This window comes from Pseudoalteromonas sp. ABE4_541 (genome assembly GCF_056312285.1).
Window position 1 is genome coordinate 20,387 of sequence record NZ_JBSVEM010000008.1, and the last position, 13,279, is coordinate 33,665.

The window sequence follows — 13,279 nt, forward strand, 5'->3', positions numbered from 1 at the left end:
GGGCCTTATTATTCTAAGACCAGAAGCTCTCCACCAAACTGAGTTGTTTTGTGTTTAACACAATACAATTGGTGACAGTCGCTGGGATTCAGCCCAGTCGCCCGAAGCCAGTGCAACGCAAATGCAGCTAACTTCTCGGCGTTAATTCCCCTCATTGTGTGTCATTGGAGTTTGCTCTCCTCAACACAATTACCTGAATAACGCACCTCTTCCAGCCCTAAACCGAGCCAAATTGGCTTGGTTTCTAAAATAGGGTGAGCGCGCATTGAAACACTTTAGCCATCTAGGTGTCAAGTGCAAATATTGCAAACTGAACTACACTGATGAAAGCTAAAAATATATTGAGATGCTATGTCTAAACTAACCAGAGGGATCCGCTTTCGTTATATTTTGGCGGTAACCGCGTTGGTGTTATTGGTGACTTTCGCGACTGGCTTTATGCAGTATTTATTGTTTAATAAACAAGATGATGCGGTTGTTATTAATATTGCGGGTATGCAGCGTATGTTATCGCAAAAGGCCTTATTGCATGCACAATTTTTAGCGCGTCCGGAAGTTAGCCTACAGGCAAAAAATGAAGCTCGGTTGCAACTGGAAAAAGCCTCGGAACGTTTCGAACAAAACCATCAATTTTTGGTCGAAAATAGCGCGACTCATACATCGCAGTCTTTATCCGAATTGTATTTTGCATCTCCTATTAATTTAGATTCACGCAGTAAGCAATTTATTCATGATATTAGAGCATGGCAGAATGATGACACTCAGGCATTGGCTAAATTGTATACCCAATCTCAGCAACTTTTGCCGGATCTCGATGGTGCAGTAAAGCTATTTGAGCAGCAAGCAAATGAACGAATACTGGTACTACGCTATGTAGAATTATTGATTTGGGTTGTGGCTATTTTATTGTTGATTTTTGAAGTTAAATTTATCTTCAAGCCAATGGAAGTTATGGTGCATCAGGGGATTGATGAACTCAAGGAGCAAAAGCAGCAAACGCAGTTGGCACTGAATGTTAAATCACGTTTTTTAGCACGCGCCAGCCATGAATTAAGAACGCCATTGCAAGCTACTCTTGGTTATCTAGACCTCTATCTGCAAGATAGAAAGGAGCAGTATCTCAGGCAAGTTGCTGCTTCAGCCAAGCAGCTCCATGTGTTGATCGATGAGATGCATGATTTTAGTAAATGGTCGAATGAGAATATTAAAATTGAAAAAACAATTGCCTACTTACCGGCAACCATCGATACGGTGATCACTCCTTATCAGCTTGTCGCCAATAGAAAAGGCGTAATTTTGACTTTGCACATTGCTGATGGTTGTGATCAGGACGTGTTATGTGATCACCAGCATTTGGCATGGGTTTTATCTCAGCTTGTTGACAATGCAGTCAAGTTTAGCGAACAAGGAGAGATCCACATTAATGTTCAGATCCGCAGAGAATTGCAACAGGCAATACTCGTTGTGTCCGTCAAAGATCAAGGCTCTGGGTTCTCGGATGAATTATTGCAAATGCTCAGTTCAAGCAGTGAGGAAGATAACCACTTTCAAGGCATGCAACTGGGCCTGACGCGTTGCCAGTTGTTGATAAATGCGTTATCTGGGCAAATGGAGATAAGTAATGGTTCTACTGGGGGAGCTCAGGTCGTCATCAGTATTCCCATTGAATTTGTTTCAAGCACACAACTTAATAGCAATATGTCTATCACTGGTAAAACAGCGTTATTGGTTGAAGACAATGCTGTAAATGCCATTGTGATCAAAAAGTTATTGCACGATATTGGCTTTGAGGTTACACATGCGCAGCATGGCATAGCAGCCTTGGATATTTTACAGCAACAAAGCTTCGACGTGATATTTATGGACCTAAATATGCCAAAAATGGATGGCTATGAAGCAATCGATAAGATCCGCACTCAGCTCATGCTACAAACCACGGTGATCATAGTCACCGCAAATAATGAACAGCAAGACTTAGATAAAGCGATGGCATTGGGTGGAGACGGCTACATCATTAAGCCCATCACTGCGCCTGCTATTAAACAAGCGCTTTTTAAGTTAGGGGTGCACATGACTTGTGATAAAACATGTACTAACTGATGTGCTCACTCAGCCTAATCAACTAGAGACACTGAGAATCCTGCTTGTTGTAGCTGCTGGATCAGGCCGTGTTTTTCAGGTAAATGTAATGCGCCCACGGCAATAAACAGCGATTGCTTTGAAAGCAGAGGAGGAAGCTGCTCCATCCACGCTTTATTACGTGCAATCAACATCGTTTGCTCGCTAAATTGTCCGTATTTTGAATCGTCAAAGGTCATTTTGTAGTATTTAGCCAGTTTGTCCATGTCACCTTGTTTCCATGCCTGCACCAAATCGACAAAGTATGTGTCTAAATCAGTCATGTGCTTGAATGTTTCCTCAAGCATGGCGTTACTGTGTGCTTCTAGGGATTTGAATATGCTTAACTGTTGAGCCAGTGTTTCCAGCTCTAAAATTGCTTTGTTTTGCTGCATAGCATATTTCAGTATTTGCTTGTCTATGCCATGTTGTTCGCTAAACCCGAGCTGTTGATATTCAATTTGTAGTATGGTGATCATCACCGCCCAAGGGCTATGACGTGAAAACATCTGTATATCAAGGCCCTTACTTTTTAAGTAGCTAGTGAGCTTTGTGTAGTTGTCAGCGGTTAAGGAGTCAGCCAATGTTTGCTCAGCAGGCAGTAGCATGTATTGTGCCGATTGTTGTTGGATTTCTGCAGGAGAGATGGCGGCCATGTTCACTTCTACAACCACCTTGTTGCTGCTTTTTATCGCTTTTAAAACCTTGTTTGGTAAGCCTTGCATATCGGGTGTGCCAACATGTACGGTGCCGAATAGATAGGAAGTGTGTCCGCCTTTTTCCACTTTAAAAAGAGCGTGTGACGCTTGGCTTAATTGGCAAGCAAAAAAAGCAAAGCAAAGTAGTGAAAAAACACTCAATCTAGCGAGTAATGTGCGCATGTGTGTACCTGGTTTATTTGTGTTAGTGCATTGTAAGCATGGTTTGAGGTAACGCTCAAAAATTTCAAAGACATTTTTACGAAATTAGCTCTGCTGTAAATACGGCTCAACTTATTAACTTTTATACAAATAGTTTCTGTTGTGAATTTTTTATCTCTATGTGGGTTGTTGTTGGGTGTTTTTATTCTCTTTTTGGTTTGTGAAACTTTTATTTAGCATAGATTTTATGGTTGACTTAAAAGTGTGCACGGGTTACTAATAGAAAAAGGAACAGGTTGGCGCACTGTCGCAGCCAATCAGAAACAAAAGATTTATATTGGTGATACAAAACATGCTAACAACAGCACTTATCCTAGTCGTGATTATCAACGTGGTGATTATTATTACCGCGGGGGCTGGTTAGTGCTAAAAGAAAAGTATTAGCAAAGAAAGCCCCCCGCACTGAAAAGTTCGGGGGGCTTTTTCGTTTTAGGGTCAAATTTAATTAATTACAGCAAGCTAGTGGCAATGAGGATGACAATGACAGGCGCACAATTACTGATAGATTTATTAGCCAAACATGGCGTTAAAGAGGTATTCGGCTATCCAGGTGGCGCGATCATGCCAATTTACGATGCCCTGTATGGTGCGCCTGTGAAGCATTACTTAACACGTCACGAGCAAGGCGCCGGCTTTGCGGCGGTGGGATATGCTCGCAGCACAGGTAAATTGGGCGTTTGTTTTGCTACATCCGGACCAGGTGCAACCAACCTGATCACCGCGCTTGCCGACGCGATGATGGACTCTGTTCCACTGCTTGCTATCACAGGTCAGGTCCCTACTGCTGCTATCGGTTCTGATGCATTCCAAGAAGTGGATGTATTGGGGATGTCGCTATCTTGCACCAAACACAGTTACATGGTTGAAAAAGCGGAAGACTTAGCAGAAGTGTTACAAGAAGCTATGCACTTAGCGCAATCTGGTCGTCCAGGTCCAGTATTGGTTGATATTCCTAAAGACATTCAACTGGCGCAAGTGCCATTTCATCCATGGCTAGCACTTGAAGAAGCAAATCCTAAAGTGTCACCGTCAGAGGTGCAAAAAGCTGAAGCGTTGTTGGCGCAAGCGAAAAGGCCAGTTGCGTACGTGGGGGGCGGCGTGCAAAACGCCGACGCACAAGCACAGCTGATGCAATTTTTAGACAAAACACAGATGCCTGCCGTGTCGACACTCAAGGCGTTAGGTAGTGTGCTACCAGAGTACGAATATGACTTAGGCATGTTAGGTATGCACGGTGGTCAAGCTGCAAACATTGCAGTACAAGAATGTGATTTATTGGTGTGTATCGGAGCACGCTTTGATGACCGTGTAACGGGGAATTTGGCTAAGTTTGCGGCGAAAGCAGACGTTATTCATCTCGACATAGACCCAGCAGAGGTGGGCAAGCGCAAACCTGCTCAGGCTTCCCTTATTGCAGACTTAAAGGAGTCTATTCCACAGCTTGCTTGCTTTGTGACAGATAGCGAGTGGCTGGCGACAGTCAAAGAGTTAAAACAACAACATGCATGGCGTTATGACTACCCGGGAGAACGTGTATTTGCGCCACGTTTGTTAAACCAATTAAGTCAAAAAATGCCAAACACGGGTGTGGTGTGCTGTGATGTTGGGCAACATCAAATGTGGGTAGCGCAGCATATGAAATTTACCCATCCCTCTAATCACCTAAGCAGCGGTGGTGCTGGGACTATGGGTTTTGGTTTACCTGCTGCAATTGGTGCACAAATCGCACGTCCAGATGACATGGTGATCACAGTTTCTGGTGATGGCTCTATCATGATGAATATTCAAGAGCTAGCGACCATTCGTCGTAATAACTTACCGGTAAAAATAGTGGTCCTCGATAACCAGCGCTTAGGCATGGTTCGTCAATGGCAGCAATTGTTTTTTGAAGGTCGCTACAGTGAAACCAATTTATCCGATAACCCAGATTTTGTGGCATTAGCCGCTGTTTTTGGGATTCCGGGAAAAACCATTACGCGTGCCGACGAAGTAGATGATGCCATCGATGCCCTTGTGTCGAGCAAAGGACCCTACATATTACACGCATGTATTGATGATAAAGAAAACGTATGGCCTCTGGTTCCACCAGGTGCTGCAAATGATGAAATGATGACGGAGAAAGCTCAATGAAACACCAATTAACTGTTGCAGTAAAAAACCAAGCCATTGCAGTCGAACGCTTTTTACGTGTGGCTCGTCACCGTGGATTTCGCCTTACTCAGTTAGAATTAGAGGGAAAAGATGAGCTGTTTCAAGTCAAAATGACGGTCGACAGTGATAAACCCATCTATCTATTAACGTCACAACTGAGTAAGCTTGTAGAGGTGCAGCAAGTTAATTTGCACACACTACAGCAACAGGCAATTTAAATAATTTATTTTAGAAAAGAATAATCAAGGTATTACATAATGACAAAAACATCGGAATTAATTTGGCATAACGGCGAGATGATCCCTTATGAGCAAGCAACCACACATATTTTGAGTCACGCGATACATTATGGTAGCTCGGTGTTTGAAGGGGTTCGCGCATATGATACGCCAAAAGGTCCGGCTATTTTCCGTCTCAGAGATCATATCAAGCGCCTTTATGATTCAGCGAAAATCTACCGTATAGAGATCCCATACACTGAAGATGAACTGATGCAGGCATGTAAAGATGCGGTAAAAGCAAATGGCTTTACCAATGCCTACTTACGTCCTTTCGCTTTTTTAGGCAATGTGGGCCTAGGTGTGCATCCTAAATCTCATAAAGCGGATGTGAGTGTTGCCGCGATGGAATGGGGTACTTATTTAGGCGATGGTAGTTTAGAAACAGGTGTTGATGCATGTATTTCATCATGGACTCGACTTGCGCCAAATACCATGCCTACGGGCGCTAAAGCCGGTGGCAACTACTTATCATCGCAGCTGATCACAGCAGAGGCCAAACGCCATGGCTATGTTGAAGGCATCGCTCTTGATGTCAATGGTTACTTGAGTGAAGGTGCTGGCGAAAATTTATTTGTGATCAAAAACGGGGTGTTATTCACGCCACCAACAACCGCTTGTATTTTACCAGGATTAACGCGTGACACTATCATGCATCTCGCGCGAGAGCGTGGTTATGAAGTGCGTGAAGAAGCCATTGCCCGTGAAGCGTTATATCTGGCCGATGAATTCTTTATGACCGGCACCGCGGCAGAGGTAACGCCGGTACGTAGCGTTGACCAAATTCAAATTGGTGAAGGTAAGCGAGGGCCGATCACGGCTGAGTTACAGCAAGCGTATTTTGATTTAGTAAAAGGCCAAAGCGAAGACAGCAATGGCTGGTTAGACTATATCAACGAGTAAAAATTGATTGGGCCATCATCCGGTGGCCTATTTTTTGGGAATGAGGAAAGCCGCTGCCATAATTGGCATCGCATCAACAAGGGGTAAACACCATGGCTAAATTAAGAAGCAAAACAACCACTGAAGGCAGACAACGTGCAGGTGCGCGCGCACTTTGGCGTGCAACGGGCATGACAGACAGTGATTTTGAAAAACCAATTATTGCCGTAGTGAACTCGTATACCCAGTTTGTGCCGGGTCATGTGCATTTGAATCAGCTTAGTGACTTAATGGCACAGACTATTCGTGATGCTGGTGGTGTGCCGCGAGAGTTTAATACTATTGCCATCGATGATGGTATCGCCATGGGTCATGGCGGTATGCTTTACTCTTTGCCTTCTCGTGATTTGATAGCTGATTCAGTTGAGTACATGGTCAACGCCCATTGTGCTGATGCGATGGTGTGTATTTCTAACTGCGATAAGATCACACCGGGAATGTTATTGGCTGCATTGCGTTTGAATATCCCTGTTATTTTTGTTTCTGGTGGACCAATGGAAGCGGGCAAAACTCGTTTGGCCGATATTGATATTAAACTCGATTTGGTCGATGCGATGGTTAAAGGCGCCGATCCGAGTGTCAGTGATGAAGACTCAGAGCAAGTAGAACGCTCGGCTTGTCCAACGTGTGGTTCATGTTCGGGTATGTTCACTGCGAATTCAATGAACTGTTTGTTGGAAGCGCTCGGTTTAGCGCTACCAGGTAATGGTACTACCTTAGCGACGCACAAAGACAGACAACAACTTTATGAAGCGGCGGGTAAACGCATTTTGGCACTTTGTGATGAATATTACCGCAAAGACAATGAGGCTGTGTTACCAAGAAACATCGCCAATCAAGCCGCTTTCACTAACGCAATGACGCTGGATATTGCGATGGGTGGCTCTTCTAATACAGTTTTACACTTGCTAGCGGCAGCGCAAGAAGGTGGTGTTGACTTTGATATGAGTGATATCGATAGACTGTCACGCAACACGCCGTTCTTATGTAAAGTGGCGCCAGCAACACAGCAATATCATATTGAAGATGTACATCGTGCTGGTGGCATCATGGGCCTTTTGAATGAGTTAGCAAAAGGCGAAAGACTCGATTTAAGTGTGGGTCATGTTGCCGGTGGCACATTGGGTGACGTCATCACTCGCTGGGATGCGACTGACAGTAGTAACAGCAAAGCACAAAGGTTCTATCGAGCAGGACCTGCTGGCATTCGTACCACCAAAGCAATGAGTCAAGAATATCGTTGGGATGAACTTGATTTAGACCGTGAGAATGGCTGTATTCGCAGCATTGAACATGCCTTTAGGCAAGACGGCGGCCTTGCAGTACTTTCCGGCAATTTAACCCCAGATGGCTGTATTGTAAAAAGCGCAGGCGTTGTTGATGAAATGCTCAACTTCACGGGCCCGGCCGTAGTATTTGAATCGCAAGACGATGCGGTAGATGGCATTTTAAATGGTAAAGTGAAGAAAGGCGACGTGGTGGTCATTCGCTATGAAGGGCCAAAAGGTGGCCCAGGTATGCAAGAAATGCTGTATCCAACCAGCTATTTAAAATCAATGGGGCTGGATAAGGATTGTGCCTTATTGACCGATGGCCGTTTCTCTGGTGGTACCTCAGGGCTGTCTATTGGCCACGCCTCACCAGAAGCGGCCAGCGGTGGTGCATTAGCGCTTGTGGAAGATGGTGATTTAATTCAAATCGATATTCCAAATCGTGGAATTCACTTGTTACTGGATGACGAGCAAATGGCAGCGCGCCGAGCAAAACAAGATGCCCGTGGCAAAGAGGCTTATAAACCACTAGACCGCCAACGTGTGGTTAGTCCTGCGTTAAAAGCATACGCATTATTGGCCACGAGTGCTGATAAAGGCGCTGTTCGTGACTTGGGTAAATTAGAGGAGTTGAGCTAGCCATGGTATCGCAAGAGTTAGACTATTTTCGGGCGATAATCCAAGCAGACATCTCGCCGCTGGCTAAGGTAACTGAAGTCAGTGAAATGAAAGGCTTATCGGAGCGATTGGGGCAGCATGTGTGGCTCAAACGTGAAGACCAGCAGCCTGTATACTCATTTAAACTACGTGGCGCGTATAACAAGCTACGACAGTTGCCAGCAAATAGCTTGGTGATCACCGCGTCAGCAGGTAATCATGCGCAAGGTGTCGCACTCAGTGCCGCGCACTTGGGTCATAGAGCCACTATCGTGATGCCCGTGACAACTCCTGAGATCAAGGTTAACTCGGTGCGTAATTTAGGCTCAGAAGTCGTATTACATGGCCATAATTTTGATGCTGCGAAAGCGCACGCGTTTGAATTGACGGAGCAACATAGTGCGGTGTTCGTGCCGCCATTTGATGATAAAGATGTGATTGTTGGTCAGGGAACGGTTGCGCGTGAACTGATGCAACAATTACATGAACTAGACGCTGTATTTGTCCCTGTTGGTGGCGGTGGTTTGTTGGCGGGGATGGCTGTTTATATCAAATCTCTACGTCCTGATATCCAAATTGTGGGCGTCGAGGCTGAAGAAAGTGCGTGTTTAAAGGCTGCTTTAGAAGCGGGTGAGCCCGTTGAGTTAGAGCAAGTCGGTGGCTTTGCTGACGGTGTAGCGGTAAAAATAATCGGCAGCGAAACGTTTCGTTTAGCGCAAAAGTTTTGTGATGAGGTGGTGACGGTCAGTGCCGATGAAATCTGTGCAGCGGTACAAGATATTTTCATTGAAACGCGAGCGATTGCGGAGCCTTCAGGGGCACTTTCTCTGGCGGGTTTAAAAAAGTGGAGCCAGAAAAATAAGCGGGCAGGATTAAATCTGGCTGCGGTTTTGTCTGGAGCAAACTTGAACTTTGATCGATTACGTTATATTGCAGAGCGAACCGCACTCGGAGCCAAAAACGAAGCGCTGTTTGGGGTGACAATTCCAGAAGAAAAAGGCAGCTTCAAACGCTTTTGTCAATCATTGGGCGGTAGAGCGATAACCGAATTTAACTATCGTTACGCGGACGAAGGCGCAGCGCAAATCTTTGTTGGAGTCGGCTTACGGGGTGGGCAAATTGAGTTGGATGAGTTAAAGAGTCAACTCTATAAAAATGGCTATGCATTTGAAGACTTTTCGGATAATGAACTAGCGAAGTTACATTTGCGCTATATGGTGGGAGGTAAACCACCGATTGCTTTGCAGGAGCGCTTGTTACGCTTTGAGTTTCCCGAATATCCAGGGGCATTGGCACGCTTTTTAGATACCCTAGGCAGTGAATGGAATATTACTTTATTTCACTATCGTAACCATGGTGCTGCAGAAGGTAATGTACTGGCTGCTTTTGAAATTGCCAGCAGCGACTACGCTAAGTTTGATAGCCACTTGGCACAATTAGGATATCAATATATTGAAGAAACCAATAATCCCTGTTTCTCGCAATACTTGCAGTTGCCAACAGAACAACAACGTCAAGCTGGTTAGTTTGCAAATACTAACTCCTTTTCTATAGTTAGGGTTATTCGTGTCTAGCAAGATAATGCAAGGAAGAAAATGAGAACCATCATGTCTTTAGTGTGGCTCTTAGCATTGTGTTTTGGCAGTTTTAGCCACGCTAAAGAGCATGTGGTCTTACAGTTAAAGTGGCAACATCAGTTCCAGTTTGCTGGATATTATATGGCAAAGGAAAAAGGCTTCTATGAACAAGCAGGCTTAGACGTTAGCATTGTAGAAGCCGATCTAAATAACCCTGATGCGCAATTTAAAGTGCTCGCAGGACAGGTGCAATTTGGCGTTACCCATTCGGGTATTCTTAAATCGCGAATGGAAGGTAAACCACTCGTAGCGCTGGCTGCAATACTCCAATCCTCACCTTACTGCTGGATGGTCAAGGCAGACTCTAATATTTATACTCCCAAAGACTTTTCACATAAGCGGATCAGTTACTTGGGCCGCTCTGAAAATGCCGAGTTACTCATGATGCTAAAACAAGCGGGCATTGATGTGTTGCAGTTACCTTTGTACGCCGGACTTAGGCCAATGGAAGACTTCAAAAAAGGGATATTTGATGCATTACAGGTTTATATCACCAATGAGCCTTTTCAAATGCGTCAAAAAGGGGTGATGACACGTCAGATATGCCCTAAGCAATATGGCTTGAATGTGTATGGTGATATTTTGTTTACCAGTGCAAATGTGATTGCGCAAAAACCGAAGATGGTAGAAAAGTTTCGTCAAGCGAGCCTGAAAGGGTGGCGATATGCCATGCTACACATGGATGAAAGCATCGAAGTGATTTTACGTCAGTACAACCCGAAAAAGACAAAAGTGCAATTAGCGTATGAAGCAGACACACTCAGAGATTTTATACTACATGCTGGGATCCCGATCGGTAGCATGTCAGAGATCCGCTGGCAATGGATAGCGCAAATATACGAGTATGATATAGACAAGGCGCAGGCTGTAATAGAGAAGTTTATTTATCACCCCACTAGTAAGTCGAATTCATACCCATGGTCGTGGATGCTAATCATTGCTTCAATTCTTACTTTATTGTGTATTCCTTTATACTTGCACCTTATTTTTTCTAAAAAGCAGCAATACCGCATCACCAGTACCACACAGTCGAGTAAAAAACAGGTAGAATAGTGCTTTTATATGTTGTGCAGTGCCTGTTATGTATCTCTTATCGCGGTTTAAAAAGTTAGACGAACTACTTACGCAAACTAAAGTATATTGGCAGTTGGTAGCGTTTGAGTTTGATGCTTTACCGTGGAATGAAAAGCTGAATACTTGGCTAATGTCTCTAAGCGATGAACAGGTCGCTCTACTCGATGCAAATCCGCAACAACTACAATTGGCACTCAGTCAGTTTATTCCTCAGCTAAATGAGCTAGAAGCGCTTCTTCATTTAGATTTCCAAACGCATCCAAGAACACCATTGCCATTTTGGTTGAGCAACGGCATTAAAGGGCGCAAACTAGAGCAATTACAGGACTTTGTGAGTCATATTGAGGATGCCCGCTATCCTGTATTGGAGTGGTGTGCAGGAAAGGGGCATCTAGGACGTATTTTAGCGTTTAATGGTGCGCCACATGTGCACAGTATCGAGTTACAGGCTCCGCTATGTGAGCAGGGGCAAAAAAGTGCTAAGCAGCAAAACTTAGCCATGACGTTTAGTTGTGCTGATGTGCTAAAAGATACGACCCAGCAACATTTCTTTGAACAGCAGCATGCCGTTGCTTTACATGCCTGTGGTCGACTCCATCAAGTTTTTATGACACAAGCGGTTAGGGCTGGGGTAAAAAAGATAAGTCTATCGCCTTGTTGCTATCATTTATTCACAGAACCGACTTATCAGGCCATGAGCGAACCTGCTAAGCAAAGTGAGCTGCGCTTAACACACAGTGACATGAAACTGGCATTACAAGAAACTGTCACAGCGCCACAGCGCGTTGGTAAAATCAGGAAAACCGAAGTGACTTGGCGCTTGGGTTTTGATGCGCTTAGACGTGATGTGACGGGGGAGAGTGAGTATGTGAGTGTACCGTCAGTGAATAAAAGCATTTTTTCTGGTGACTTTTCTGATTTTTGCTTATGGGCAGCAGAACAAAAAGGCGTGTCATTACCTGCTGAATGTGACTACACACATTACTTACTGTTAGGGCAACAAAGAAAGAGAGTTACCGATAGAATTGAGTTGGTAAGACACGCATTTAGACGCGCCATTGAGATCTGGTTGGTCCTCGATAGGGCTTTATATTTACAAGCATCTGGGTATGATGTCGATATTCAAGAATTTTGTCATAAACAGCTAACGCCAAGGAATATTCTAATCCTCGCTACGGCAAACTAGAGGAAAGCACATGTGCTCGCTTGATCATTTACTTAATAATAACCAACAATGGGCAAAACGTACTCAGCAACGTGATCCTGAGTTTTTCAAAAAGTTAGCAGGCCAGCAGAACCCTGATTACCTTTGGATTGGCTGTTCGGATTCTCGGGTGCCTGCCAATGAAATTGTGGATCTTATGCCGGGTGAACTTTTTGTGCACCGTAATGTAGCCAACGTGGTGGTGCATACCGATCATAATTGTCTATCGGTAATGCAATATGCGGTTGAGGTGCTTAAAGTAGAGCACATTATGGTGGTAGGACACTACGGTTGTGGTGGCGTTCAAGCGGTGTTGGATGAAGCGCGCTTTGGCTTAATAGATAATTGGTTACGCCATGTGGCTGATGTGAAAGAAAAACATCAAGCATTATTAACTTCCATCGCGCTTGAAAAGCGATGTGCTGCATTATGTGAGCTTAATGTCATCGACCAAGTAAGAAATGTGTGCCTGACCAATGTGGTACAAGATGCTTGGCTAAGAGGGCAAGAACTGACCATTCATGGCTGGGTTTATGGTCTAGCAGATGGTTTGTTACATGAAGTGCAAACTCAAACCACGTCGCTTGAGTATGTTAATGCGGCTTATACCCAAGCGGTGGAGCAAGTGGCAAAACGTTATTTATAACGTTTTACTCAGCGTTGTCGTCTTGTTGCGCTAATTGCGCTTCAAGTGCCGCCACTTTTTCTTCTAACTCAGCTAATTTTTCTCGTGTTCGGATCAAGACTTTGCTTTGAATGTCGAATTCTTCTCGGCTAACAAAATCCATTTCCGCTAGTTTGTTTTGGATCACTTGTTTGGTTTTAGATTCAAATGTATCCGCTAAATTCTTTACACCTTGTGGCATATTATTAGAAATTTGCTTAGCAATTTCTTCTATCTTTGCAGGGTTAATCATGACAAGTCCTTATTTAAAAGTATGGCTTCATATTAGCAAATGCTTTGCTGAGCGCCTAGGCGCACAGAGCGCTTTAAGTTAAAATGCGCCCTTCGGTAGCTCAAAGTATC

Annotated in this window: 11 protein-coding genes and 1 riboswitch; of the genes, 9 read left to right on the top strand and 2 right to left on the bottom strand. The window is 44.3% G+C overall.

Annotated features, from left to right (window positions below):
• Nucleotides 1-15: 15 nt before the first annotated feature.
• A riboswitch (Lysine riboswitch) is annotated at nt 16-219 on the bottom strand.
• 132 nt (nt 220-351) lie between these two features.
• A complete protein-coding gene (locus ACW689_RS09605; protein WP_476290732.1) occupies nt 352-2,100 on the top strand; it encodes a response regulator in 1,749 nt (582 codons plus the stop codon).
• Nucleotides 2,101-2,114: 14 nt separating this feature from the next.
• Here ACW689_RS09605 and ACW689_RS09610 read toward each other — a convergent pair whose 3' ends face one another.
• Entirely contained in the window at nt 2,115-2,999 is an 885-nt protein-coding gene (locus tag ACW689_RS09610; protein WP_476290734.1) for a TraB/GumN family protein, read from the bottom strand.
• Between the two features lie 519 nt (nt 3,000-3,518).
• Between ACW689_RS09610 and ilvG the strand changes: the two genes are divergently transcribed.
• The 8 genes from ilvG to can all read left to right on the top strand — a co-directional run bounded on the left by ilvG (nt 3,519) and on the right by can (nt 12,898).
• A complete protein-coding gene (gene ilvG, locus ACW689_RS09615; RefSeq protein WP_476290736.1) occupies nt 3,519-5,168 on the top strand; it encodes an acetolactate synthase 2 catalytic subunit in 1,650 nt (549 codons plus the stop codon).
• Complete coding sequence (gene ilvM, locus ACW689_RS09620; protein WP_476290738.1) at nt 5,165-5,407, top strand: acetolactate synthase 2 small subunit; 243 nt, start codon at nt 5,165-5,167, stop codon at nt 5,405-5,407. Before ilvG ends, ilvM begins: the two co-directional genes overlap by 4 nt.
• Before the next feature lie 39 nt (nt 5,408-5,446).
• Nucleotides 5,447-6,370: a branched-chain amino acid transaminase gene (locus ACW689_RS09625; RefSeq protein ID WP_476290740.1), complete on the top strand. Its 924-nt coding sequence runs from the start codon at nt 5,447-5,449 to the stop codon at nt 6,368-6,370.
• A gap of 92 nt (nt 6,371-6,462) precedes the next feature.
• Complete coding sequence (ilvD, locus tag ACW689_RS09630) at nt 6,463-8,319, top strand: dihydroxy-acid dehydratase (protein WP_476290742.1); 1,857 nt, start codon at nt 6,463-6,465, stop codon at nt 8,317-8,319.
• Between the two features lie 2 nt (nt 8,320-8,321).
• Nucleotides 8,322-9,863 (top strand): threonine ammonia-lyase, biosynthetic, encoded by a 1,542-nt coding sequence (gene ilvA / locus ACW689_RS09635; RefSeq protein WP_476290744.1) that lies wholly within the window; start codon nt 8,322-8,324, stop codon nt 9,861-9,863.
• A gap of 69 nt (nt 9,864-9,932) precedes the next feature.
• On the top strand, nt 9,933-11,027 hold the full coding sequence (locus ACW689_RS09640; protein ID WP_476290746.1) for an ABC transporter substrate-binding protein: 1,095 nt from the start codon (nt 9,933-9,935) through the stop codon (nt 11,025-11,027).
• A 28-nt stretch (nt 11,028-11,055) separates the two neighbouring features.
• The gene (locus ACW689_RS09645; RefSeq protein WP_476290748.1) at nt 11,056-12,234 is read left to right on the top strand and encodes a methyltransferase; all 1,179 of its coding nucleotides are present in this window, start codon (nt 11,056-11,058) and stop codon (nt 12,232-12,234) included.
• 10 nt (nt 12,235-12,244) lie between these two features.
• Entirely contained in the window at nt 12,245-12,898 is a 654-nt protein-coding gene (gene can / locus ACW689_RS09650) for a carbonate dehydratase (RefSeq protein WP_476290750.1), read from the top strand.
• Between the two features lie 4 nt (nt 12,899-12,902).
• Here the strand turns inward: can and ubiK are convergent, their stop codons facing one another.
• Nucleotides 12,903-13,169 carry a ubiquinone biosynthesis accessory factor UbiK gene (ubiK, locus tag ACW689_RS09655; RefSeq protein WP_476290752.1) on the bottom strand — a complete coding sequence of 89 codons (267 nt, stop codon included), beginning with the start codon at nt 13,167-13,169 and terminating at the stop codon, nt 12,903-12,905.
• Nucleotides 13,170-13,279 lie beyond the last annotated feature (110 nt).

Excerpts from the sequence above, each read along its gene's own strand:
- ACW689_RS09605 (WP_476290732.1), top strand. The coding sequence starts at position 352 with ATGTCTAAACTAACCAGAGGGATCCGCTTTCGTTATATTTTGGCGGTA.
- ACW689_RS09610 (WP_476290734.1), bottom strand. The coding sequence starts at position 2,999 with ATGCGCACATTACTCGCTAGATTGAGTGTTTTTTCACTACTTTGCTTT.
- ilvG (WP_476290736.1), top strand. The coding sequence starts at position 3,519 with ATGACAGGCGCACAATTACTGATAGATTTATTAGCCAAACATGGCGTT.
- ilvM (WP_476290738.1), top strand. The coding sequence starts at position 5,165 with ATGAAACACCAATTAACTGTTGCAGTAAAAAACCAAGCCATTGCAGTC.
- ACW689_RS09625 (WP_476290740.1), top strand. The coding sequence starts at position 5,447 with ATGACAAAAACATCGGAATTAATTTGGCATAACGGCGAGATGATCCCT.
- ilvD (WP_476290742.1), top strand. The coding sequence starts at position 6,463 with ATGGCTAAATTAAGAAGCAAAACAACCACTGAAGGCAGACAACGTGCA.
- ilvA (WP_476290744.1), top strand. The coding sequence starts at position 8,322 with ATGGTATCGCAAGAGTTAGACTATTTTCGGGCGATAATCCAAGCAGAC.
- ACW689_RS09640 (WP_476290746.1), top strand. The coding sequence starts at position 9,933 with ATGAGAACCATCATGTCTTTAGTGTGGCTCTTAGCATTGTGTTTTGGC.
- ACW689_RS09645 (WP_476290748.1), top strand. The coding sequence starts at position 11,056 with ATGTATCTCTTATCGCGGTTTAAAAAGTTAGACGAACTACTTACGCAA.
- can (WP_476290750.1), top strand. The coding sequence starts at position 12,245 with ATGTGCTCGCTTGATCATTTACTTAATAATAACCAACAATGGGCAAAA.
- ubiK (WP_476290752.1), bottom strand. The coding sequence starts at position 13,169 with ATGATTAACCCTGCAAAGATAGAAGAAATTGCTAAGCAAATTTCTAAT.